23 protein-coding genes are annotated in these 22,761 nt (G+C 44.7%); 4 read left to right on the top strand and 19 right to left on the bottom strand.

The annotated features are described in order from the left end of the window. Positions 1-107: 107 nt before the first annotated feature. The 14 genes from FTW16_RS23170 to FTW16_RS23105 form a co-directional block, all read right to left on the bottom strand. Positions 108-371, bottom strand: a complete 264-nt coding sequence (locus FTW16_RS23170; RefSeq protein WP_048660586.1) for a hypothetical protein — start codon at positions 369-371, stop codon at positions 108-110. Between the two features lie 228 nt (positions 372-599). Then, positions 600-1,142 carry a DUF3833 domain-containing protein gene (locus tag FTW16_RS23165; protein ID WP_146492628.1) on the bottom strand — a complete coding sequence of 181 codons (543 nt, stop codon included), beginning with the start codon at positions 1,140-1,142 and terminating at the stop codon, positions 600-602. Beyond that, entirely contained in the window at positions 1,139-1,714 is a 576-nt protein-coding gene (locus FTW16_RS23160; protein ID WP_146492627.1) for a chalcone isomerase family protein, read from the bottom strand. Before FTW16_RS23160 ends, FTW16_RS23165 begins: the two co-directional genes overlap by 4 nt. A gap of 3 nt (positions 1,715-1,717) precedes the next feature. Further along, positions 1,718-2,239, bottom strand: coding sequence for a DUF2878 domain-containing protein (locus tag FTW16_RS23155; protein WP_146492626.1), 522 nt, complete (start codon positions 2,237-2,239; stop codon positions 1,718-1,720). Further along, positions 2,217-3,497, bottom strand: coding sequence for an SAM-dependent methyltransferase (locus FTW16_RS23150; RefSeq protein ID WP_146492625.1), 1,281 nt, complete (start codon positions 3,495-3,497; stop codon positions 2,217-2,219). Before FTW16_RS23150 ends, FTW16_RS23155 begins: the two co-directional genes overlap by 23 nt. 118 nt (positions 3,498-3,615) lie before the next feature. Next, the gene (locus FTW16_RS23145; protein WP_146492624.1) at positions 3,616-4,422 is read right to left on the bottom strand and encodes a DUF1365 domain-containing protein; all 807 of its coding nucleotides are present in this window, start codon (positions 4,420-4,422) and stop codon (positions 3,616-3,618) included. Continuing rightward, positions 4,419-5,690, bottom strand: a complete 1,272-nt coding sequence (locus FTW16_RS23140; protein ID WP_146492623.1) for an NAD(P)/FAD-dependent oxidoreductase — start codon at positions 5,688-5,690, stop codon at positions 4,419-4,421. The genes FTW16_RS23145 and FTW16_RS23140 overlap by 4 nt, the downstream gene beginning before the upstream one ends. Before the next feature lie 2 nt (positions 5,691-5,692). Further along, complete coding sequence (locus tag FTW16_RS23135) at positions 5,693-6,424, bottom strand: SDR family NAD(P)-dependent oxidoreductase (protein ID WP_146492622.1); 732 nt, start codon at positions 6,422-6,424, stop codon at positions 5,693-5,695. Next, the gene (locus tag FTW16_RS23130; RefSeq protein ID WP_146492621.1) at positions 6,424-6,855 is read right to left on the bottom strand and encodes a nuclear transport factor 2 family protein; all 432 of its coding nucleotides are present in this window, start codon (positions 6,853-6,855) and stop codon (positions 6,424-6,426) included. The genes FTW16_RS23135 and FTW16_RS23130 overlap by 1 nt, the downstream gene beginning before the upstream one ends. A 14-nt stretch (positions 6,856-6,869) precedes the next feature. Further along, complete coding sequence (gene phrB / locus FTW16_RS23125; protein ID WP_146492620.1) at positions 6,870-8,315, bottom strand: deoxyribodipyrimidine photo-lyase; 1,446 nt, start codon at positions 8,313-8,315, stop codon at positions 6,870-6,872. Beyond that, the gene (locus FTW16_RS23120; RefSeq protein WP_146492619.1) at positions 8,312-9,259 is read right to left on the bottom strand and encodes a YbgA family protein; all 948 of its coding nucleotides are present in this window, start codon (positions 9,257-9,259) and stop codon (positions 8,312-8,314) included. The genes phrB and FTW16_RS23120 overlap by 4 nt, the downstream gene beginning before the upstream one ends. Before the next feature lie 132 nt (positions 9,260-9,391). Continuing rightward, complete coding sequence (locus FTW16_RS23115; RefSeq protein ID WP_146492618.1) at positions 9,392-10,072, bottom strand: ChrR family anti-sigma-E factor; 681 nt, start codon at positions 10,070-10,072, stop codon at positions 9,392-9,394. Continuing rightward, complete coding sequence (locus FTW16_RS23110; protein WP_086714594.1) at positions 10,065-10,712, bottom strand: sigma-70 family RNA polymerase sigma factor; 648 nt, start codon at positions 10,710-10,712, stop codon at positions 10,065-10,067. Before FTW16_RS23110 ends, FTW16_RS23115 begins: the two co-directional genes overlap by 8 nt. Positions 10,713-10,822: 110 nt before the next feature. Further along, positions 10,823-11,443: an LON peptidase substrate-binding domain-containing protein gene (locus FTW16_RS23105; RefSeq protein ID WP_146492617.1), complete on the bottom strand. Its 621-nt coding sequence runs from the start codon at positions 11,441-11,443 to the stop codon at positions 10,823-10,825. A 252-nt stretch (positions 11,444-11,695) separates the two neighbouring features. Between FTW16_RS23105 and FTW16_RS23100 the strand changes: the two genes are divergently transcribed. After that, entirely contained in the window at positions 11,696-12,082 is a 387-nt protein-coding gene (locus tag FTW16_RS23100) for a tautomerase family protein (protein ID WP_017070218.1), read from the top strand. A gap of 129 nt (positions 12,083-12,211) precedes the next feature. On the opposite strand, the gene FTW16_RS23095 is transcribed toward FTW16_RS23100, so the two are convergent. Beyond that, positions 12,212-13,009 carry a DUF4344 domain-containing metallopeptidase gene (locus FTW16_RS23095; RefSeq protein WP_146492615.1) on the bottom strand — a complete coding sequence of 266 codons (798 nt, stop codon included), beginning with the start codon at positions 13,007-13,009 and terminating at the stop codon, positions 12,212-12,214. A 325-nt stretch (positions 13,010-13,334) separates the two neighbouring features. Between FTW16_RS23095 and FTW16_RS23090 the strand changes: the two genes are divergently transcribed. Together FTW16_RS23090 and gltS are read left to right on the top strand one after the other, a co-directional pair. After that, on the top strand, positions 13,335-13,691 hold the full coding sequence (locus tag FTW16_RS23090; protein WP_060980886.1) for a YibL family ribosome-associated protein: 357 nt from the start codon (positions 13,335-13,337) through the stop codon (positions 13,689-13,691). A gap of 316 nt (positions 13,692-14,007) precedes the next feature. Further along, positions 14,008-15,234, top strand: coding sequence for a sodium/glutamate symporter (gltS, locus tag FTW16_RS23085; RefSeq protein WP_146492613.1), 1,227 nt, complete (start codon positions 14,008-14,010; stop codon positions 15,232-15,234). Between the two features lie 201 nt (positions 15,235-15,435). On the opposite strand, the gene norW is transcribed toward gltS, so the two are convergent. The 4 genes from norW to FTW16_RS23065 all read right to left on the bottom strand — a co-directional run bounded on the left by norW (position 15,436) and on the right by FTW16_RS23065 (position 20,223). Further along, positions 15,436-16,605, bottom strand: coding sequence for an NADH:flavorubredoxin reductase NorW (gene norW / locus FTW16_RS23080; protein WP_146492611.1), 1,170 nt, complete (start codon positions 16,603-16,605; stop codon positions 15,436-15,438). Between the two features lies 1 nt (position 16,606). Continuing rightward, entirely contained in the window at positions 16,607-18,112 is a 1,506-nt protein-coding gene (gene norV, locus FTW16_RS23075) for an anaerobic nitric oxide reductase flavorubredoxin (protein WP_146492609.1), read from the bottom strand. A 264-nt stretch (positions 18,113-18,376) separates the two neighbouring features. Then, a complete protein-coding gene (locus FTW16_RS23070) occupies positions 18,377-19,033 on the bottom strand; it encodes an NAD(P)H-dependent oxidoreductase (RefSeq protein ID WP_123285028.1) in 657 nt (218 codons plus the stop codon). 323 nt (positions 19,034-19,356) lie between these two features. Continuing rightward, positions 19,357-20,223, bottom strand: coding sequence for a glycerol kinase (locus tag FTW16_RS23065; protein ID WP_146492607.1), 867 nt, complete (start codon positions 20,221-20,223; stop codon positions 19,357-19,359). Positions 20,224-20,798: 575 nt separating this feature from the next. On the opposite strand from FTW16_RS23065, the gene FTW16_RS23060 reads away from it, so the two are divergent. Further along, the gene (locus FTW16_RS23060; protein ID WP_146492605.1) at positions 20,799-22,691 is read left to right on the top strand and encodes a PTS mannitol transporter subunit IICBA; all 1,893 of its coding nucleotides are present in this window, start codon (positions 20,799-20,801) and stop codon (positions 22,689-22,691) included. The last annotated feature ends 70 nt before the right edge of the window (positions 22,692-22,761 follow it).

Genomic DNA, 22,761 nt, shown 5'->3' with positions numbered 1-22,761 from the left:
TAGAGATGAGTGAGGTGAAAGGGCAAATTAATGCGTATTGAGAGGGGGGAAGCGTCAGAAAGCAAAAGCGCCGGCATAGAGCCAACGCTTTGAGCAATCAGAAGTGATTATTCGTCGTCGAACTGTTTAACAGTGAACGCGTCTTCGATTCGGTTTAGCTCTTCTTGTTCTTTAACTCGCTTCTCTTCTTGTAGAGTCGCTTTCATCTCGTTAAGGCGCTTTTTCTCTGACTTAGTCAGGAACTTCACTGCTTTTTTGTTGGTCAGTGCGTAAGCAACTACGTCTTCACCCTTTTCTCTGCGGTCGTTTACGCGTTGTGAGAAACGTTCATTGTCGCGAGCTTTACGCTCCGCTGAGGTCAACTTGCTCATGCTTTAAAGCCTTTTCAATTAATCATGGTAGGGAATCTACGCTAAGCGAAACAAACAGGAACTGCTGAGTATGAGTCTAGCCCATTTGTATGCTGGTGGCGCATCTTAGCACAGAGGCTTGAGCTTTCAGGTATGCAATTCGCGGGAACAAACAAAACAGCCCACAACATGTCGTTGTGGGCTGTAATTAGAGGTTAACTAAATCATGTGAAGCTAAGGCTCGAGCGATCAGATTTTCTCGATATATAAGATGACCTCTCCAACCTTAAAGCCGAATTTAGACATCTCAGTTTTGTTGAAGAGTCGTTTGTCGTCCATTAAGAACATCCAATCATCTAACACGACTTCATAAGTGCTGCCGTCTACTTGGATTTCTAGGTCATATTTCCAATACAGAGCCGAACCTTGGGTCTCGCCATAGGCAGTACCCACTACATCATTGGCAGTGCCTGAATAGGTGTTTTCACCGGTTTTTATCAGATTCCAAACGCGAGTTGAGCGCTCGCCATCAGCAAAAGAGAACCACTCTTTTATCTCTCCGTTGTCACCGTCCCAAGTCGCGATAAGTTTGGCATCAAAGCGGCGCAGTAGGTTACCAGAGCGGTCGAGTACAATGCCGTAGGCCATTAGCTCGCCATTAAAAAAGGTTTCAAGCTTGAGCTCTGGCGTAGTGTCTACGTGATCTTTTAAACTTGCAGAGCCACATCCAGCTAGCCAAGTGAGAGAAAGCAGTGTCAGAGCGAATTTTATCATTGTTGTTTTTGGATTCATTTATTTAAACCTAATAGTTGTTTGCGAAGACCGGGCTCGGATGTGTTTTCAGATAACCAGATGGCTAAGAAGGCCTCACCAAATTGTTTGTCTTGGATTACCCCAATTGGTTGCTCATCAAAGTAAAAGCGGCTGACATTATCTTCAGCTACGCGAATCGTGAGAGTGCTTCCTGCTTCTACGTTTGGCCACATCGCGTACAACGGCTTCAACCAACGTTGAATGTTGTTGTTAGAGTAGCCAAGCTTGTTCCATTGATCTTCGGTTGCATCGACTAAGTCTTTGCTATCGATAGCGCGGTAATATTCAAGCTTGAGTGCGCGCTCAGAATTGGTTGGTGTGGCATAGAATTCAGCAGAGTAGAGTGTCCAAAATAGGTAACTCATTTCGCCTTGGCCGCGTTTATTTAAGTCATCGATGGCTGAGGCTTTTGCGCTTCCGGTAAATAGAAGCGCTGCAAGGATTAGCGATAAAGTGATGAAGGCGAAGAGTTTGTTTTTTAGTTGTTGATGAGCGCGAACAATAACGCTCTCAGTTTTGAACGTTTGTCTCGGGTTGCGTGGAGAAGCCATAAGTCACCTCGATAATGCCATTTTAGGTTGTACTAAGTTGGAGTAGGCGGCCACCAGTAAGGGCAACAAAATCCCCCAGCTTATTGCAAGGGCAGCAACTACCGATGCATCTGGCCAAGTAGTCAGAAGGGCACCTGCTTTGATGCCTCCCCAATAACTACTAGTACCTGCTACGAACCCTATGACAAACAAGATCACTTTCGAGCATTTTAAAAGCCAATTTAGGCTGTGATTGAAGCTGATTAAAAACATGACCCACAGGCATACAAGCCACACTGGGAATATGGTTTGATTGGCGATATCAGGATCAACAGCGAACACGCCAAAATGAAGCATCAAGCTATCGAGCAGTAGCCCCAAAGGTAACAAACAGAGGATTTTGAGATCGCTATTGCGAGTCGGAGAAAGAAGGAAATGGACAATCACGATCAGTGGTGTAACGAACGGGGCTTGCGCTGTAAAGAAGGCGCTGCAAACCCAGGTCGCTTGAAACAGTACGAGATTAATAATCCAAAACCGTTTCATCTTCTGCTCCAAAGTAACGAGGTTTTCTGGCTACAACGTGGTGAGTGCTGATCACGCGTTCTAAGAAAGCACCTTCACAGTAGCAGAAGTAGAAGATCCACAAGCGCTTAAACTCTTCTGAATAGCCGAGAGACTCAAGTTCTTCCCAGCTATTTTCAAAGGCGATGTTCCAGTCGTTAAGCGTTCGAGCGTAGTGTAGGCCAATGTCGTCAATCTTTTGAACCACAAGGTCGGTACTGGTCGCAAGGTGTTGTGTCATGACTGAAACGGAGGGTAAACAGCCTCCTGGGAAGATGTACTTCTGAATAAAGTCGACGCCCTTACGGTATTTATCGTAACGGCTGTCAGCAATCGTAATTGCTTGAATCAGCATCTTGCCTGAAGGTTTGAGTAGCGACGAACATTTTTCAAAGAAGGTTTGTAGATATTCATGGCCGACCGCTTCTATCATCTCGATAGAGACCAACTTGTCATACTTACCTGCAAGGTTGCGATAATCCTCTTTAAGTAGGGTGATTTTGTCGGTTAAGCCAAGTGCTTTGACTCTCTGTTCTGCAAGTGCGTGTTGGGCATCTGAGATTGTGGTTGTAGTGACATGACAACCGTAGTGTTGCGCCATGAAGATGGCTAAGCCACCCCAGCCAGTGCCTATCTCAACCACGCTATCCGATTCCGAAAGTTCTAAACGCTCGCAGATGGTTTTCATCTTGTTTTGTTGTGCTTTGGATAGGGTTTGTGCATCTTCGCTATAGATAGCGGATGAGTATTGCATCGAACTGTCTAGGAAGCGTTCATACAGCTCGTTACCAATGTCGTAGTGAGCCAGAATGTTGCGTTTAGATCCTTGCTCGGTATTGGCATTCTTACGGCGTAACAGCAGATTTTTGATGCGAGATATCCACTGTGTTTTGTCGTCCAACTCGTCTAGTTGCGCTTGGTTGCGCGCCATGATCTGAATAACACGAGTCAGATTCGGGCTAGTCCATTTACCATCAATGTAGGCTTCGGATGCCCCGATACTGCCGTTGATGACAACATCTCTAAAAAAGGTCGCGTCATGAATCACGATTCGACCTTTCAATTCGGCTTCTCGATCACCAAATACCGAATGTTGGTCGCGCTCAATGATCTCAAGCGTGGCGAATTGCAGGCTTTCTAAAACCTTGAAGATTAAAGCTCGATATTTACAGTTGCTTGAAACAGCAACGGCTTTAGCTTGTTGTTCAATGTTGTTGTTTTGTTTGGCAAGCTGTTCCATGTAAACCTCGCTGATAACTCATTCTAATATTTTGTGCTAATTAAGCTGGGTTATGCCCCTTGGTTGGAGCGAACCCAAGCTTGGGTCGAGTTCTATTATTTAGTTGCTGTTAAGACGCTTAAGATGTTGAGTCTGGATGCGCCACAAACGGTACTTTTTTCAGGAATAATTTGAGAGCCTGATAATAAATTCCCATCACGACTTTTATCGTCATCGCCGGAATCTTGAATACTGTCCGTCTAATGTTTGTCTTGGTTACTGACTGTTTTGTCAGAGCTAGTGTCGCATCGAAAAGCTTGTCGTCTCGGCGGCTTTCGATGTGGACTAACGTGCGTTTCGCTGGTGGCTTAATCTTCCAAAAATAAGTCATGTTCAAGTCCATGAACGGCGAAACGTGAAACTCTTTTTTTACCTTTAATTCTTGGTGCATGTCGATGAGATAGTAATGTCTTTCTCGCCAAGGCGTGTTACTCACCTCAGCCAGCATGTACTTACAATCTCCAGTCTCGTCATAACAGAAGAAACAGTTGATTGGGCTGAAATAGATACCTAAACAGCGACACTGAGCCAGCATCGTCACACGGTTTGAGTCAGACCAAACACCATCAAGTTGTTGCACTTTGGAAGCTATACGTTGCTTAAGTGATTTTGGTTCATCCGTTGAGACATTTTCTTTTTTTTCAGCGAGATAATCCGATTCGACAAAGCGAATCGGGTTATACCATCGAGTTCCGAACAGAGCACTGCGCGCTGTGGTTTGGGGCAGTTCATCAAGATCTAACCCCATCATATAAAGCTGATAACTGAACTCGTGGGTGATGTCGCCAAAACGGCGATGTCTGACATTACCCCAATAGATACCGCTGAGCTCTTCACTCTTTTCGGATGTGATCCCCATGTCGGGTGTCATGGTGTGCGTGTTCATAATGTCGAACTCGTACTCAAATCTAAGCCGAAGCGTTTGGTCACATCAAGCGCGCTATGAACACCATCTTCGTGGAACCCGTTGTACCAATACGCGCCTGCGAAATGCGTATTCTGTTTACCGCAAATTCGATCTCGCTGTTGTTGTGCGTTGACCGTGTTGGAGTTCAATACTGGGTGGTGATATACAAAGCTGCGAATGATTTTCTCTGGGTCGATGGCTTCGCTTTGATTCAAGGTGACGCAGAAGGTGTCTTGGCTTTCGATGCCTTGCAGAATGTTCATGTTGTAAGTCACACAGGCAGGTCGTTTACTGTCGCCATCCAACATGTAGTTCCAGCTTGCCCAAGCCAGTTTTCTGTCTGGTAATAAGCGAATATCGGTGTGCAGAACCACTTCATTGCGGCTGTATGGGATCTCGCCCAGTACCTGTTGCTCTTGCTCTGTCGCATCACCAAGCAGATGTAAGGCTTGGTCTGAGTGACAGGCAAAGATTACTTCGTCGAAGTTTTGTGTGCTGCCATCTTCAAATTCAACCGTGACACTCGTTTCTTGGCGAGTGACTTGTTTAATCGATGTATTCAGTGCAACAGGCTTACTCAAACGTGAAAGGATAATTTCAACGTAAGAGCGCGACCCTTTAGGAATCACATACCATTGTGGACGGTTCGCGATGTCGAGTAGCCCGTGGTTGTAGAAGAATTGAATGAAGAATTTAAGCTCAAATTCTTCCATCTCCTCTAAGCTTGTCGACCAAATTGCCGCGCCCATAGGTAAGATGTAGTGCTGGCTGAAAAAATCGGAAAATTGATTGTCGCGCAGGAAGCTGCCCAAGGTAACATCCGGTGTGAACTTATTGCTTTCGAATTGAGCCTTACACAGTTTGTTGAACTTGAGAATGTCAGATACCAAAGACCAAAATTGAGGTTTGAAAATATTACTTCGTTGAGCGAACAGAGTGTTGATGCTGTGGCCGTTGTATTCAAACTTAGTCGCTGTGTTGTGAACGCTAAAGCTCATCTCGGTAGGTTGCCTTTCAACACCGAGTTGTTCGAGTAGCTGATTGAAATTTGGATAGGTTCGATCATTGAATACGATGAAACCGGTATCTATCGAAAACGCCGAGCCTTGATGTTCAATATCAACGGTGGCGGTGTGGCCCCCAACATAATCGTTTTTTTCGAATACGGTCACATCGTGGTGCTTATCTAATATGTGTGCGCAAGTGAGTCCAGAGATACCTGACCCAATAATGGCGATTTTCTTCATTGTTATACCATCCTTGAAGCGAGTTTTTGCCAAACTGGAGTTGGAAGCATTCTTAGTAGCTTCATCAACATGATGAATCGTCTTGGGAAATCGATTTCACTCTTTCCTTGAGCAATACCATTTACGATTCGCTGAGTTGCGGCCTCACTACTAATAATCATAGGCATAGAGAAAGTATTTCGCTCGGTTAATGGCGTTTCAACAAAGCCTGGGTGCACAATTGAGACATGAATATTGTGCTCGGCCAGATCAACCGACAGTGTTCTGCCTAAGTAGGTGAGGGCTGCCTTTGAAGCGCCATAAGCCTCGGCTCTTGGCAAAGGTAAAAAGCTGGCGCTGGAGCTTACTAAAACCAAACGGCCGCCGGGCTTGATGTTTTTTAACCAGGCTTTAAGGGCGTAGCCAATTGAAATTAAGTTTATGTTGATGACGCGCTCGAAAAGCTCGGCATCAAAATTCACTGGGTCGTCGATGTACTCACAATCACCCGCGTTTAGAATCAGTAGATCGAGCGGCTTGTCTTGGTCAATTTCTGGGAAGTTGTGGTAATCGGTCAGATCGAAACAGAGCGGTGTAATTGATGAATGCACGATGTCTGTCTCGTGAGAATCAACTAATGCTTGCAGCTTGTCTGAGTTACGGCCACAAGCAATCACCTGATGCCCTTGTTGAGCGTAATCGATAGCGAGTGATTGGCCGATACCTGAAGTCGCGCCTGTAATCATAATACGCATTATCTGCTCGCTCTCTTTTTGATGGATTTAATCGCGCAGCCCAGTACTGGAATGTGTTCGTACAACATAGAACCGACGTCGAGGTAATCTCTGTGGTAGATCACTTGACCGTCGAGCATCTTGAGATGACTGTGTCCTTGTACTTCGATCGGCTTTTGCCCATTTAATTGCTTGTGAGCAAATTGCATCGTCCAGTAAACCGAAGCTTCGTCGTTCGCTTCGAAAGTGTGTTCGATATGAAAGTAACAGCTCGTTACCTGAGTGTAGAGATTCTCGAAGTAGTGGGTAAGCGACGCAATTCCGCTGACATGATGCAGCGGATCTTGGAATTCGATATCAGGGTGATAAACCGTCTTAAGCACGTCGAAATTGTCGGTTCCGAGTTCTCGATACATGTTGATAAAGTTATCAAGCCATAGAGAGTTATCCATAATATTCGCTCTAATTATTTGAAGAAGGCTAAGGCTCTCAATCGTGCTTCTTTGTGCTCAACGATGGGTTGCCAGTATTCGCTGTTAATTCCGTTTTTTGCAATGTAATCATGTGGAAAATGCACATGCTTGTCAGGAATATTTTGCAGCTCTGGTATGTACTTACGAATAAAAATTCCTTTCGGATCAAACTTTTCACTCTGTGTGATCGGATTGAAAATTCGAAAGTAGGGTTGAGCATCACAGCCAGTACTTGAAGCCCATTGCCAACCGCCATTATTCGCGCTGAAATCACCATCGATAAGGTGCGACATAAAGAAACGTTCGCCCCAACGCCAATCGATCAGCAGGTGCTTGGTTAGGAAGCTTGCCACCACCATTCTGAGCCTGTTGTGCATCCAGCCTGTCTCAACCAATTGACGCATCGCTGCATCAACTAATGGGTAGCCTGTTTTTCCTTCGCACCACGCCTTGAAGCTCGGGTTGTCGTGATACCAATCTAAGCCGTTGTATTTCTGTTGAAAGTTCGCACCTTTAACCAGTTTAGGATGATGGAACATCAAATGCTTATAAAAATCTCGCCAAATCAACTCATTGAGCCAAGAAAAGGCTGGCAACTGAGTATCAAATAATAAGTCAGGCTGTTGCTGAATCAATTGAATCGCTAACCAACGAGGGCTGACTGCGCCGATAGCCAAATATGGCGAAAGACCAGACGTGCCTTTGACCGAGGGAATGTCTCTCAGGCGCGCATAGTTGTTGACCTTGTTGGCTAGGAAGTTAGGTATCACATTGCCCAGCACTTCTTGGCTTAATGGCCAACGGCTGGAATCAACATGAGGAAAGTCGAAATCATACTCAGCGGAGATTCTTAAAGCTCTTAAGTCGTTAGAAAGCTCTTCTTGTGAACGTTGAGTTTGTTGACGCTGTGTTTGTTGAAGCTTAGCGGGTGCGACAAGAGCAGGGCTACAGGTGATGCCTTTCGCCTGAACTTCTTTTAGCCACGCGTTCTTAAAGGGCGTAAAGACTTTGAACATTTCGCCCTGTTTATTCAGCACGCTACCTAATGGCAGCATAACGTCACAGTCGCTTATCTTCAGGTTTAGGCCGCTTGTTATCAGCTTTTTATCGCGAGTTTGTTCATCTACCTCAGGCTCTGAATTTGCATATACGCACTTCGCATCAAGTTGTTCGTATAATTCGATGAGCTGTCGGGCTTGGTCATCAAAATCGCTGGCTTTGAGGTGCAGTAATGAAATCCCAAACTTAGCGAGCTGGGATTCGAGCTGTTTTAGGTGACGATAGATGAAATCGGCTTTGATTGGTGCAAGGTGGTGTTGCTGCCATTGCTGTGGTGTTGAAATAAAAACGGCGATAGACACGCCGTTTTCAACTGCCGCGACGAGCGCTGGGTTATCGTGAATCCTCAGGTCTCGTCTTATCCATAGAATGTTGCTCAATATCCGTATCTCAGTTTAAGTTCTTGTGGGTGAGGGTTTAGGTAAACCTGTGACTCCAAGTACTCGTTTGGGTATTCCATTAGGTAGTGGTTTATCAACGTTAGGGGCACTAGCAGTGGAATTACGCCCTCTCTAAATGATGCAATCTGATTGGTGAGCTCTTGCTTGTGCGTGCTGCTCAATTGCTTCTTAAAGTAACCTTGTAAGTGATGCAGAGTATTGGCGTGACTGCCTCTATTGGCGTGATGCGATAACGCCGTCATCAAGCCTTCGATGTATTGAGCCGCCAATTCGTCAATCTCTAACTCATTACCCGCTAACAGTTTGCCTAAGCTTTTGTAACTCTCAACGTGGTGACACATTACCAAGTACTTGTGTGCACTATGGAATAGGATCAGCTTGTGCTTTGTTACACCTTCATCCACAAGATCGAGCCATTTTTGGTAAGTGAATACTCGAGTCATGAAGTTTTCACGCAAAATGGGATCGTTAAGGCGGCCGTTTTCTTCAACGGGAAGTAACGGATTAGCGTCCATAATTTGTTGGGTAAACATGCCTACGCCAGTCGATTCAGAGCCGCGACCATGGTGGTGGTACACTTTCACTCGCTCCATGCCGCAAGTTGGGCTCTTTTGGCAAACAATGAATCCAGCAATGTGCTGGTTGTTCTTCGAGTAGTTTTGACCGAATTCGATCAGCTCCTGGGTTACATCACCAGAACCGTCTGGACGGGAGACGTGAATGATATCGTCTAACATCCGTGTCTGACGAATAGTTGGGCGAGGCGTTGGCAGTCCAACTCCCATTTCAGGGCATACCGGCTCAAGTTCTACATAATCTGCAAGATCGTCTGTGCAGAAGCGAGAACGTTTGTGTCCGGTATCGAACCGAACTTTATGACCGGCGACACATGCACTGATGCCTATTTTTATTTTCTTATCCATTGGTCAAATCCTCACGTTCATTGCTCATCGTTATTCTTATGTTATGTGGTTTATTACTTATTTCGCGTTGCTTTAGTTAGGTTATTATTTTTCTACCTAGCCAACTTGACGCGTCAAGTAAATGTACTCAATCTAATAAATGTATTTACCTAATGGATTGAACAGTTGACTCACGCCTTTAGTGAAGTACAAGGCATCACTTGAAACCGTTAAACACACACATCCTTCTTTAGTAGCCGGTTGGTGAGTATGATTGCCATCTAGCCAGATGAAGTCGCCTTTGTTGTAGACCCCCATCTCGTCTTCGAAGCTACCCTCTAAAAGAAGCGTGATCTCGAAACCTCTGTGAGTATGGCAAGGCACTTGTCCGTCTTTATCGATATGCAGCAAACTTGTGTGATGTGCTTCGTCATCAAAGTCGAGTCTTGCGCGTGAAATTTTGCCTAGGTTCATCCAGTCTTTTCTCGCCACTGAATTTAGAGCGCGAGGGATAGTGAATGTGGTGTCTGCAACGGTAACTTGTTCTACCTTTGACTCAACTTCCACTGCTTGAGATAAATCAGCAGTGATTTGATCAATCGCGTCGAAATCAAAGCCCATATCGTCCATTGAGAAGCTATTTAGGTCATCGCTTGAAAATACTGAATCCGCGTCGAATACGTTATTCGCCGCTTCAGCGGTAAGCTGCTTAACTTGCTGTTGGCAGTGTTCACACAGTTCTACGTGACTAGAAACAATCAAAGAAACAGAGTCTGCGAGCGTGCCATCGACAAAATCTTTCAAAATTTCAGCATTTGGGTGATGTTTAATCATGACTTTGTTCCCCCATATGAACCTTAAGTTTGGCTAAAGCAAGTCTTAGACGTGATTTCACGGTTCCAAGTGGGACGCCAAGTTGCTGAGCGAGTTGCTCTTGAGAGAGCTCTTGAAAGTAAACACCTTTGACAATAGTTTTCTGGGCCAGAGGCAGCTTCTCTATTTGGGTCATTACGTGTCGGCTCATCAAATGATCGCCAAACGGTAATTGATCACTCTGAGATTCCGCAACCATCGCGTCGATAGGCCAGATGTCGTCTGCGATTGTTTGTTCAGCCTTTGCTTTTACTTTGCGCAACATATCAAAAGCAGCGTTTCGCATGACCGTGTAGACCCAAGTCGTCGCAGCGCCTTTGTCTTCTTTATACAGATGAGCTTTCTTCCAAACGTTGGTCATGGTGTCTTGAACTAGCTCGTTTGCAGCAGCTTCACCACCTAACTTGCTAATTCCGAAACGCTTTATCTTGGGAGCAAAGAACTTGAACAAACAGGTAAATGCCTGCTTGTCTCTGTCTGTACCAACCAAGATCAACCAGCTTGAAAGCTCTGCTGGAACTTTGGATTCGGTCGTTGTTTTTTTGTCTGGGATAATGACATGCTCCTTGCCTTTCCCTGAACTTCTACTTTCGACTTGCATAGTAAATAACCATCATGCGAATTTGAGAGGCACTACGTGTAAGTTGAAGGTCGGGATCACTTAAATTTAAATTAATTTCCACTATACAAAATTATAGTGAAGAAAAATGCTTATTGCCCCGTGATGATTTGATTCAAAAAAGGAACTAGAGACGGAAAACTAGCAGGCTCAGTAAATTCTGTTTTCTTTTCCAATGGGATAGGCATCATTTCGAGCAATCGTGCACAGATCCATTGAGGACTCTCGAAATCTGGAGTGGGATAGAGTGTTCTTATCGAATCGTGGTCGCGAAACAACTGAACCAAAAATGCGGTAAACACGTTTGGCACTTGATATTCATGGGCTGGCCAGTGGGGCAACAAGCTGAACTTGCTTTTAATTAAGTCATCATTGTCTCGAAACGAGTCATGAAGTTGCACCAACTTTTCGCCTTCGACATCAATTTCCAATATCTGGTCATCCGACATATTGAAGTCGACGATGTTCACCTTTGTTCCCCAAGAACTGAGATGATCAGGGTTCGAGTTGTCTTGAGTGGAGATAATGAAACCATCGCTCTGCGCTGCGTGAGCGACCATCGCGAGATACTTTGGCTCAAAAATGCGCAGTCTTTGTCTGCCTCCGGGGAGAAGGAAGATAGGGAGAGGAAACACAGCGAGCTCGAGAGAAGACTCTATGGGTGTTTCTAGTTCGGCGTCTGTCGGCGTGGTCTTCCTCGGTGAATTCGGCACATAGCACTCCTTAGTTCAAATGTGATTTGAGAAGATATACGCGGGGAGGGTGGTGTTCGATCAATTCGCTTCGGCTTATGTTTACAAAGGGATAGGTATTTTGTTGCACCTGTTCATAAATTCATTGTTTTTACCTTTTCTCATACGCGTCATTAGGTAATATGTGTACAAATAGTAAGCGAATGGGTGGTCGCAAGACGATGCTTCTATCTGACGTTCTTCTATACCTAACATTGCATCAAAGGAATGGTCATGATTGTTATTTATGGTATCAAAGAGTGCTTAAATCCAATTAAGTTGCAGCTCTCTAATGTGTTGCAGCAGTGCTTGAACAGTGAGATGGGTTTACCCGATGACAAGCGAGCACATCGATTTGTGCCATTGGAACGAGATGACTTCTTTTACCCGGAAGGAAGAACAGAAGCCTATACCGTCATTGAGATCAACATGATGGAAGGTCGGGCGGTAAACACCAAAAAGCGCTTAATCAAGAAGATATTTTCTGAGATAGAGAAGCAGTTAGCTATCTCTCCAATTGATATCGAAATCACCATTAAGGAACAGCCATCGCACTGCTGGGGATTTCGAGGCATGACGGGCGATGAAGCTCAAGATCTGAAATATAAAGTGAAGGTCTAGGGTTTAAACTCTTAACTCTTAACTCTTAACACGTAAGACTTAAGCCAACCTATCGGGTTACGGCTTTGGAATTTGATGCCAAAGCCGTTTTGTCTCGTTCTCGACACTAACCTCTAAGCATCTAAGCATCTAAGTATCGTCACTCTCTTTTAAATACTGATGCCAATTTTCATTGATCACGTCAAAGTGCTCGACACAGAACTCTTTCCTATCTTTCAAATAGTCGTTTTCCACTTCATCGAGCAAGTTTTTATAAGCATCGGGGTCGCTGCCATACACCAAGCATAACGTGGAGAAGTAACGCTGCAGATCGAAACTGTGCTCGTCGATGTATTCCCCTAAGTCGTAATACTCCGGGCGGTCTTCTGACTCGAAAGCGAACATGTCTGCTGCGCTGATCGCGGCATCGGCGCCATGTTCCACATAGTTAAGTAATAGGATGGTTGCTAGGTTGTCTACCGCATCTTCCTCTTTGCCCAAGATGGCAATCTTTTGGTCTTCAATATAAGCATGCCCAGCTTCGTGTAGCAGGGTGTGTAGCAAGGTATCAATAGCGCCGGTTTGCGCAGATTTACCATACTCTTTTTCATATTGGTTCTGCTCAAAGTAATTGAGTGACTCAGCGTAAAAGCGGTAAGGGATCAGCACTTGATGGGTTTGTGGATCGTAGAGCGGTCCTTCCTCCCCGCCATATTTAATGGTTAACGGCTTTTCAAACATGAAGAGTTGGCTTGATAGTTCAATCACGGTGTCATTAACGCCACTGCTTTGAATCTCGCGTTTGAGCTGCTCTTCTTCGGCATTTTTCGGTGCAAAGTATTCGACGATTAAGTTACTTTGGGCTGTTTGTTCACTAGATGCATAAGTTGCGGCAAACATTGAACTCAGGGCTAGGCTACAGGTCAATGTTCTTTTCAATAATGTCATCGGCTATCCTTGTGATTACGCTACGAATCAGAGTCGTTGCAGGAGTGGATACCCCAAGCTGTGTACCCTGAGTTAGTTACTACGTTAGAGTATAAGTTTAGACGGAATTTTGATGCATCGAGGACTGCAATTTTTGAAGTAGGCGCTATCCTATCAATAAAAAACCGTTTAGATATTCGTCATAAAGAATAGGTGAGCTGAATGAGTGGTGTTCGTGTGATTCGGTTTTGTTGGTAATTAACAGATAAATTTCGGTTCAACAGAACCCTTGTGCTATACTCCGCGCCCCAATCCGAATTGGCTTGTTAAATCTTAGGAAATTATTATGAGTGTTAAAAACGAACTTCAACAAATTAACAACCGTCTAGACAAGTGTCGCCACAAGTTAGATGCTGCTAAAACTCGTAATGATCGTCCTGTTGTTCGTCAGTTCGAGGAAGAGATTAAGAAGCTAACTAAGAAAATTGCCCAGCTTAAACACAAAGAAAGCTACGATGTGAATCAAGAGCGTAAATCTCTGATTGATATGCCATTTAGCCGCGAGATTACTAAGGCTGAGCAAGCGGATATGGGCAAACTTAAGAAGTCTGTAAAAGGGCTTGTAATTGTTCACCCAATGACAAAGATCGGTAAAGAGCTTCGCATTGAGGTTATGACTGGTTACGCACCGAAAAAATTCTAATTACCAGCGATGGTGATGAAAGAGGAGCTAGCAATAGCTCCTTTTTGCTTTTTTAGGTATTGAAAAAGCAGAATCAACGGCAAAAATACTCACGCCGTTTTTAACTTTTTGGAGGTGATTGTTGTCACAAATCCTTTTATCTCCTATAAAAGTTAACGTGCTACTAACATGGCACTAAGCGACCGCAGTAATGTGTTCGTTTTCTAATCCACAATTTCTCTCCAGTTTGCAATAAATATAGGTAGAGCAGCACAAATAATTACAGATAAAACTAGACTCATTAAGGAAGATGAGAACGTAAAAAAATAGAGGTTATATGAATCAATTAATTTCAATTGGACCACTAGAATCCTTCCTAATCGCGATTAGTGTTTTGTTTCTAGGTCATTTCGTCAATGCAAAGCTTCCGGTTCTCAAAAAGTACAACATCCCAGAGCCCATTGTCGGCGGCTTGATTGTCGCTTTTGCTATTACAGCCCTGCACTTTAATGGCCTTGATCTTGAGTTTTCTTTGCCCTTGCAGAACACCTTCATGTTGATGTTCTTTGCAACGGTCGGCCTTGCGGCTAACTACACGCAGCTGATGAAAGGTGGTGCCAAAGTCTTCCTATTTTTAGGGGTGGCGTCGGTCTACATCATTATCCAAAACGGTGTAGGCGTAACCTTAGCAACGGCACTAGGCCTTGAACCCTTGATGGGTTTGATTGCTGGCTCTATCACGCTTTCGGGTGGCCATGGCACAGGCGCGGCTTGGTCTCAAACTTTTGCAGACACGTTTGGCATTGCAAATACGTTAGAAATCGCAATGGCTTCAGCGACCTTTGGCTTGATCATCGGTGGTATTATCGGTAGCCCAGTGGCGCAAAAGCTGATTGACAAAAACCAGCTTGAATCTGAGTACGGCACTGGCACGCAAACGCACGAACGCTTCCCTGAACTTGTTACTTACAACGAGTATGAAGAAGACAAAGTGACGGCGAAGAAGGTGATTGAAGTGTTGTTCATCCTTCTTATCTGTATCACGGGTGCGAGGTACCTAGAGCAGTGGGTGGCGACTTTTGAAATTTCTTGGTTGATGATTCCTGACTTCGTTTACGCGTTGTTTATCGGTGTGTTCATCACTAACGTGTTTGAAGTGACTAAGCTGCATAAGACTGACAGCGAAACGGTCGATATTCTTGGTACGGTGTCATTGTCACTATTCCTAGCAATGGCGCTAATGAGCCTTAAGCTTTGGAACATCTTTGATCTTGCGATTCCGTTCTTGGCTATCCTTGCGGTTCAGGCGGTTGTGTTAGGTATCTTCTCTTACTTTGTGACGTTCAAAGTAATGGGTTCTAACTACGACGCAGCGGTTATGGCGGGTGGTCACTGTGGTTTCGGCCTAGGTGCAACACCAACAGCGGTAATGAACATGGGCTCTTTGGTGAATCGATACGGACCATCGCCACAAGCCTTCATGGTGGTGCCAATTGTTGGCGCGTTCTTCATTGATATTGTTAACTTGATCATCCTGCAAGGGTATATCTCGTTTATCGGTTAATGTTCGCCTTTGCTTAAGTGCGATAAGCTCATCGCACTAAGATGAATACAAGAAAGCCAGTCTGTTGACTGGCTTTTTTATTGCTTGCTTATACTCGAGTTGCTCTAGTATAAGCATCAAATTTTCCCGAATTTGATGTGCATTTTTGTGTTGAATATAGCCGATCTATGTAATGCGTCGACTGCTTTTACACCTTTGTACTTATGCTGGTGAACTTATTTGCAACTCCTTTAGTAAAGGAAATGCAGCCTTGATGTGCTCTCCTGTGACAATGAATCCAACCAACTGGTTATCTTCATTGAAGCCTTTGGCGACAATGCCTTTAGGATCGAATCGAGTTTCCCAGCTCTGAGCTGTGTGAATATTGCGCCCTGCCAGCTGAATAGGATAACTCGGTGTTTTCACCTTGGTGATGATATGAGGCAAGCTGAGATTTGCTTCACCCACTTTGAGTTCTCCTTTACCTATAGTCAGCTGCTTAGCCAATACGTTTGCAGACAAAATAGCGGGCTGCAGATAAGCCATCACACGACCTTCGATTTCGGCGCAGTCACCGATCGCATACACATTCTCGGCACTAGTTCTCATGGTGGTATCGACCACAATCCCTTTGTTTACATCTATTCCCGCTTGTGTTGCTAAAGCTATGTTTGGTCTTAGCCCTGCTGCTGCAATCACGATATCAGTTCGTATCAAGCGAGAAGAGGTGGTTTGCAGCCTGACGCCATCAGGCAGATAAGTTGCTCTACACACTGCAGAATCGGTTTCAACGGTGACTCCTGCTTTTGTCAGCTCTCTTTCCAGTTCGAGAGAAACGAAAGGCGGCACAAGACTGTTTAGCAAGTAACTCGCGGGCTCGATGATCGTGACATCTTTCCCTGCTGTTTGGAGGTCAAAGGCAAGCTCGACTCCGATCAGGCCGCCACCAATCACAGCGACACGCTGTGCATCATCGATCTGCGCTTTGTGCTTCTCAAACTCCTCCAGGCTATTGAGCGTAATAGTCGAGCTGCGTTTTAGCCCTTTTGCTGGTGGAATAAATGGTGTGGCCCCCGTTGCTAACACTAACTTTGTGTAGTGGATTGGTTGGCCATCGACACGAATATACTGTTGCTCGATATCTATTTCGCTAACGAGCGCTTTAGTTTTAATAACCACGTTATACTGCTCAGCTAACTGCTGAGCATTATGTACGGTGAGTGTTTCGGGCGTTTGTTCCCGACTGAACGCATGCGAAAGGTTCGGCTTACTGTACTCAACCCCCGAGTCCGCCGTGATCATGGTGATCGCGATATCTTGGTCGAGTTTACGTACCATCTTGATAGTTTGTAGGGCAGCGAAACCACCACCCACAATCACAATGTTCGACATGTTACTTCTCCACAAATACTTCTTTGCCTAAATGACACTCAGGGCAAAGGAAGTCGTCAGGTACTTGTGCCCATGGTGTTCCTGGTTCAACACCTTGGTACGGTTCACCTAATTGTGGGTCGTATACCCATTCACACACTGTACAACGCCAGCACGTGCAGTCTGCCGTGTGTACTGAGTTATCTTGAGCTACTTCTGTTTCCTGCTCTGTCGTGTCTTTGAGTTCGGCAGTGTTTTCTGCAGGTGCAGGTGTGGTTTCAAGCTGTGTTACATTGCGTGATACTTGTTTCGGTGCGCTTACTTCGTCTGCTTCTACACGCCAAACCTCGGCCAGTGTCATGCCGTAATCAATGCATTGACGAAGGGCATCTGTGTCTGGTTTCCAGTGGATGTGTTGTGGTGCACTAACCTCGAAGTTCGCTTCACGTAGGCGAGCATCAATGCGTTTTACAGCGCCACCAGTCCAACCTGAAGACCCGAAGGCTGCTGCTCTTTTACCTGCAAAGCGTAATCCGTGTATCTCTTCAAGTAAGGCTGCGATCTGCGGCATCATCACATTGTTCATGGTCGATGAACCAACGAGCACGCCTTTTGAGCGGAAGACATTGGCAAGGATGTCATTTTTATCGTGCTTAGAAATATTGAACACTTTGATTGCCGTTTCTGGGCTGCCTTTGCGGATACCCTTTGCGATAGCATCAGCCATCATACGAGTGTTGTTCGACATGGTGTCGTAGACAATGGTAATACGATCTTCTTTGTAGGCCTTAGACCACTCGTAATATTGCTCAACGATTTGAGTCGCGTTGTCGCGCCAAATACAGCCGTGAGAAGTAGCAATCACATCGATCGGTACGCCTAAGCTCAGCACTTCTTCAATCTTTGCTTTAACCAGCGGCGCAAACGGCGTCAGGATATTCGAGAAGTAACGCAGGCACTGTTCATGCAGTTCAACTTGGTCTAGTTGGTCGTTGAATAGGTTCTCGTCACAGTAGTGCTGGCCGAAAGCGTCGTTACTAAACAGGATTTCATCACTGGTTAAGTAAGTCGCCATTGAGTCTGGCCAGTGCAGCATTTTCATCTCTACGAAGATAAGTTGTTTTCCGTTACCGACATCAAGAGTGTCACCAGTTTTTACGGTTCTGAAGTTCCAGTCTGGTTGGTGGTGGTGGCCAACAATGGAGTTCACTCCAGCTTCAGTACAATAAACCGGTGTATTCGGAATTTTAGCCAGTAGCGCAGAGAGTGCGCCTGAGTGGTCTTCTTCGGCATGCTGACAAATGATGTAGTCGATCTCGTTGATGTCGATTTCCATCTCAAGGTTTGCAAGGAATTGCTCTGTAAAGCGATGATCGACAGTATCGACAAGTACAGTCCTCTCTTCACGGATCAGGTACGAGTTATAGCTAGTACCTTTGTTCATGTGGTATTCCTTACCATGGAAGTGTTCGGTTTCCCAATCATGGACGCCGACCCAGTGAACATTTGATTTAACGTGAATAGTCATAATGATAATACCTTATTGAAATATCTAAGGTCATCATTGCACTAGTCGTGCCATGTTTTTAAGGTGTTGTTTTTGAATGGTTTGTTTAATTCTCGAGCTTGTTTTTGTGTCTTTATGACATCCTTGGCATTGTGATTAATATGATTCTAAAGTGTCCATTTGACTCGGGTGGTTTTCAATGCTGATTAATAGCCAAAAGACGCGCATAAAAAAGGCCAGACAAGAGTCTGGCCAAATAAAGCAGTGCAATTTATTTGTTAGTTTTTAAAGCGTAGTCACGACTTCATCAAGAGCTAAACGCGCTTTTGGTTTACCGTGGTTGTAGTCTTCGCCGTCTTTGTGGTAACCGATAGCTAGTGCTACATCAACAACGTGGCCTTCTAGCTCATCAGCAAACTCTTCGCTGATCATAGCCGCGTCTACACCTTCCATTGGAGTTGAAGCGATACCAAGGCGAGCAAGTGTGTGCAGTGTGTTACCCAGTGCAATGTACACTTGAGATTTAGTCCAGTTACCGTTGAAACCTGTTTCGTCAGTGTTCATTTCTGCGAATGCGTAAGCACCTAAAAACTGTTCATACATTTCAGCAGGTAGGTGACCAGAGCTTACTTCCGTATCTGCGCGTTTCGCGAATTTCTCTTTAGTGTACTTAGGATCGTGAGCGAACAGGATTGTGTGTGACGCTTCTTTCGCATGTGGTTGGTTAAACTGGAACATGTTCTCGAAAGTGTTGTGGAAACGTTGTTTTGCTTCGTCGCTCTCAATGATGATGAATTTCCAAGGCTGAGAGTTGATAGAAGAAGCTGACAAACGAAGTGCTTCTTTGATTACTTCCATGTCTTCCGCAGAGATGCGCTTTTCTGCATCGTATTTTTTAGCTGTGTAGCGAGTGTTTAGATCTGAAATGATTGGATGAGTCATGTTGAATCCTAATATCTATCAATATAAATGTTGTAGGGTTTTATGTTCGGTAACGTCAACAATAAACGGATAACGCATTTAGGCTAGATCTCTATAGAAGTCGTTTCTAGAACAGTCAGCCTCTAAAAGGCTGAACGCTTAAATGGCTATCGAACATGCCCCAAGAAATCGAGTATCTGCGGTAGCTCAAGTCGATGGGTGTAAGATAATAGAAGAGTTACTCGGGAAAAATAGCGAACATATCAAATCACTATGGTTAATAATGTCCATAATGATTCGATAAGTGTGATCTTAATAGGTTTGAATTGTCTAGATTCAGTCGTTTAGTACGCCTTGATGCCATATTGACGCAATAATGGTGGAAGTACGCTGTCTAGATTTGGGATATCTTCTGGCGTGATTTCGATTAAGCCAAAACCATGCTCTTCATAGATTTTTCTCGTAGTTTCACGTTTATCTTCGGCGATTGGCGCGGAATCGGTTCCCCAAAACTGGATGTACACTTTGCCACTTGGTAGATAAAAATCGCTGATCACTTCTTTTGATATCGGAAGCGGTCGCTCGTACGCATGAACCACTCCTGCCATATAAAGCCAGTTATCGATGATCAGCTCTCCCTTTGATCGAACATAATGCCCATCTAAGCTTCGGTGCTTCGCCTCGAATTTCTGACGAAAACTGGAGAATGACACATCGGTCGAGTGGCTTTCAGCATCATGCCCTAGGAATTCAACAACAGACTGCTTCAAACGTTTATTGCGAACCAATGAATCGTGCCACACCACGAATAAGTTTTGTGTGGCTTTATCTTCTCTCTGTTCACCACCGGCCTTTAAACCTGTCGAGGTAACGTGCCAACCGTCTTCTTCTCTTGTGATCCAACCAAGCTCATTGAGCAGTAAGTTGATTTTCTTTGCGCTGAGTTGAAAGGCATTGCCGAGCTGAGTTGCGGTTAGTGTTTGCCCTGAGAAGGTGTCCAAGTCGATGAGCAGTTTCTCTGGCCATACAATGAAGACACCAAACTTTTTGTGTTTGACATATTCCCCACCAAAGCTTTCCCCTCGTTCGGTCAGCACCCAGCGGTCTTCTGAACGTACGATATAGCCGGCCGTTTTTAGGTCACTGAATAGAGTTTTAGCGTCTATATCTCTCTGTTTAGCGAGAGCCGATGTGGAGATCTTGTCTGACATAGTCTTCTCTTAAGTCGTTATTGGGCTACTGGATAACGTTGGGATAGGAATTACAAAGGAACTGATTACTAGAATAACACATCTATTTTACGCAATTTCGCTCCTTCATTGTTCATGTATTTTGAAGTTTGGGCGCTAGGAAAATCAGAATTTTGAAAAACAGGCATTAATCTGTTTTTGTAATTAAATTACAAAATAACAAGATAAATTCATCTGGGTGCATAGAAAACACACTTGGAATGGCGTTCTTTCATACATGGTTTATAGTTTTTAAGGTGTGCCTTTCATTAAGTGTGATCCGTATCACTAATTATTTTTGATGGTTGAATCCATAAGTGTGATCTAGATCTTGTGTAGATGAGATTTATTATCGTTAATTTTGCTTTGTAATTTTAATTCATGGCGTTTTTGTGATCTAAATCGTTCCCAGTAACCCCTAAGTGTTTTTTGTGTGTGATTGCTATCACGAAAATTGGCTTGGGGTGCATTTTGGAAATGTTGTGATACATTTCAATCAACTTTTGAGCACACATTTTCGGTCATTTGACCAACCAATACACTACGGGGTTCTACCTATGTTATCACCAGAAGCGAAGATCAAGGTTCAAAATTTTGGTCGTTTCTTATCCAATATGGTAATGCCAAACATCGGCGCATTCATTGCGTGGGGTTTCATTACAGCACTATTCATCCCAACAGGTTGGTGGCCTAACGAAACGTTAGCATCAATGGTTGGCCCTATGATTACTTACTTGCTGCCACTATTGATTGGTTACACCGGTGGTAAAATGGTTGGTGGTGACCGTGGTGCGGTAGTGGGTGCCATCACAACAATGGGTGTTATCGTTGGTACTGACATCCCGATGTTCATGGGTGCAATGATTGTAGGTCCACTAGGTGGTATCGCAATCAAGAAATTCGATGAAGCTATTCACGGTAAAGTGAAGAGTGGTTTCGAAATGCTAGTGAACAACTTCTCTGCTGGTATCATCGGCATGATCTGCGCGATCATCGCGTTCATCGTGATTGGTCCTGCTGTGAAAGTTCTGTCTTCTGGTTTAGCAGCTGGCGTTAACGTGATGGTTGAAGCGGGTGCACTACCTCTTGCTTCTATCTTTGTAGAACCGGCGAAAATCCTATTCCTAAACAATGCAATCAACCATGGTATTTTCTCTCCACTAGGTATTCAGCAGTCTGAAGAGATCGGTCGTTCTATCTTCTTCCTAATTGAAGCGAACCCAGGTCCTGGTCTAGGTCTACTACTTGCTTACATGGTATTTGGTAAAGGCAGTGCGAAGCAATCTGCTGCGGGTGCATCTATCATCCACTTCCTAGGTGGTATCCACGAAATTTACTTCCCATACGTTCTAATGAACCCACGTCTAATCCTAGCGGTAATCGCAGGTGGTATGGCTGGTGTATTCACTAACGTAATGTTCAGCTCTGGCCTAATCTCTCCAGCGTCTCCTGGTTCTATCTTCGCGATTCTGTTGATGACACCAAAAGGCTCTTACATCGGCGTGATTCTATCGGTTATCGCAGCAACGGCAGTATCGTTTGTTGTAGCGTCAATCCTTCTTAAAACATCAGCGCAAGATGATGAGGAAGATTCACTAGAGAAAGCATCAGCGCAAATGAAAGACATGAAAGCGTCTTCTAAAGGTGCAGCAACGGGTGCAGACATCAACCTAGCTGACGTGAAAGCAGTATACGTAGCGTGTGATGCGGGTATGGGTTCAAGTGCAATGGGTGCTGGTCTACTGCGTAAGAAAGTAGATGCAGCGGGCCTAAATATCACGGTAACCAACTACGCAATCAACAACCTACCAGCTGATTCGCAAATTGTTATCACGCATAAAGACTTAACAGACCGTGCTCGTAACACCGTACCAGGTGCAATGCACATGTCTCTAAGCAACTTCCTAGACGGCGGTGTATACGACCAGCTAGTTACAGAGCTTACCGACGCTCAAAGTGGTGAAGCAAAAGTAGAAGCTCCGGCTCCTGCAGCGGCTCCAGCACAAGAAGGCAACAAGCTTGCACTGACTAATGACAGCATCTTCCTTGGCCTTAAAGCGACTCAAAAAGAAGACGCAATCAAGTTCGCTGGTGAGCAACTGGTCAAACTGGGCAACGTATCTCCAGAATACGTAGACGGCATGTTTGCTCGTGAAGAGCTTGTGTCTACCTATCTAGGTGAGTCTATCGCAGTACCACACGGCACAATCGAAGCAAAACAGTACGTACAAAAAACCGGCATCGTATTCTGTCAGTACCCTGAAGGTATTCAGTGGGGCGAAGATGAAGACGATATCGCGAAGATGGTTATCGGTATTGCCGCACAAGGCGATGAGCACAACATGGTGCTGATGGCTATTACCAATTCACTTGATGATGAAGACGCTGTGGAATGCCTACAGAACACAACAAACCCTGCTGATGTTCTACGTATTCTCAACGGAAACTAAAAAGCTCTAGTCAAGCTCCTAAGTGAAGGAGGCCGGTATCCCCCTACTGGCCTCATTTTCGGTCTAAATC

This window comes from Vibrio sp. T20 (assembly GCF_007858795.1).
GTDB lineage: Bacteria > Pseudomonadota > Gammaproteobacteria > Enterobacterales > Vibrionaceae > Vibrio > Vibrio satsumensis.
This window is presented reverse-complemented; position numbering and strand designations above follow the sequence as displayed.

Excerpts from the sequence above, each read along its gene's own strand:
- FTW16_RS23110 (WP_086714594.1), bottom strand. The coding sequence starts at position 10,712 with ATGCAAGTCGAAAGTAGAAGTTCAGGGAAAGGCAAGGAGCATGTCATT.
- FTW16_RS23065 (WP_146492607.1), bottom strand. The coding sequence starts at position 20,223 with ATGTCAGACAAGATCTCCACATCGGCTCTCGCTAAACAGAGAGATATA.
- FTW16_RS23165 (WP_146492628.1), bottom strand. The coding sequence starts at position 1,142 with ATGAATCCAAAAACAACAATGATAAAATTCGCTCTGACACTGCTTTCT.
- FTW16_RS23115 (WP_146492618.1), bottom strand. The coding sequence starts at position 10,072 with ATGATTAAACATCACCCAAATGCTGAAATTTTGAAAGATTTTGTCGAT.
- FTW16_RS23140 (WP_146492623.1), bottom strand. The coding sequence starts at position 5,690 with ATGAAGAAAATCGCCATTATTGGGTCAGGTATCTCTGGACTCACTTGC.
- norW (WP_146492611.1), bottom strand. The coding sequence starts at position 16,605 with ATGTCGAACATTGTGATTGTGGGTGGTGGTTTCGCTGCCCTACAAACT.
- FTW16_RS23070 (WP_123285028.1), bottom strand. The coding sequence starts at position 19,033 with ATGACTCATCCAATCATTTCAGATCTAAACACTCGCTACACAGCTAAA.
- FTW16_RS23155 (WP_146492626.1), bottom strand. The coding sequence starts at position 2,239 with ATGAAACGGTTTTGGATTATTAATCTCGTACTGTTTCAAGCGACCTGG.
- FTW16_RS23150 (WP_146492625.1), bottom strand. The coding sequence starts at position 3,497 with ATGGAACAGCTTGCCAAACAAAACAACAACATTGAACAACAAGCTAAA.
- FTW16_RS23060 (WP_146492605.1), top strand. The coding sequence starts at position 20,799 with ATGTTATCACCAGAAGCGAAGATCAAGGTTCAAAATTTTGGTCGTTTC.
- FTW16_RS23135 (WP_146492622.1), bottom strand. The coding sequence starts at position 6,424 with ATGCGTATTATGATTACAGGCGCGACTTCAGGTATCGGCCAATCACTC.
- norV (WP_146492609.1), bottom strand. The coding sequence starts at position 18,112 with ATGACTATTCACGTTAAATCAAATGTTCACTGGGTCGGCGTCCATGAT.
- FTW16_RS23120 (WP_146492619.1), bottom strand. The coding sequence starts at position 9,259 with ATGGATAAGAAAATAAAAATAGGCATCAGTGCATGTGTCGCCGGTCAT.
- FTW16_RS23090 (WP_060980886.1), top strand. The coding sequence starts at position 13,335 with ATGAGTGTTAAAAACGAACTTCAACAAATTAACAACCGTCTAGACAAG.
- FTW16_RS23100 (WP_017070218.1), top strand. The coding sequence starts at position 11,696 with ATGATTGTTATTTATGGTATCAAAGAGTGCTTAAATCCAATTAAGTTG.
- FTW16_RS23145 (WP_146492624.1), bottom strand. The coding sequence starts at position 4,422 with ATGAACACGCACACCATGACACCCGACATGGGGATCACATCCGAAAAG.
- gltS (WP_146492613.1), top strand. The coding sequence starts at position 14,008 with ATGAATCAATTAATTTCAATTGGACCACTAGAATCCTTCCTAATCGCG.
- FTW16_RS23160 (WP_146492627.1), bottom strand. The coding sequence starts at position 1,714 with ATGGCTTCTCCACGCAACCCGAGACAAACGTTCAAAACTGAGAGCGTT.
- FTW16_RS23095 (WP_146492615.1), bottom strand. The coding sequence starts at position 13,009 with ATGACATTATTGAAAAGAACATTGACCTGTAGCCTAGCCCTGAGTTCA.
- FTW16_RS23170 (WP_048660586.1), bottom strand. The coding sequence starts at position 371 with ATGAGCAAGTTGACCTCAGCGGAGCGTAAAGCTCGCGACAATGAACGT.
- FTW16_RS23130 (WP_146492621.1), bottom strand. The coding sequence starts at position 6,855 with ATGGATAACTCTCTATGGCTTGATAACTTTATCAACATGTATCGAGAA.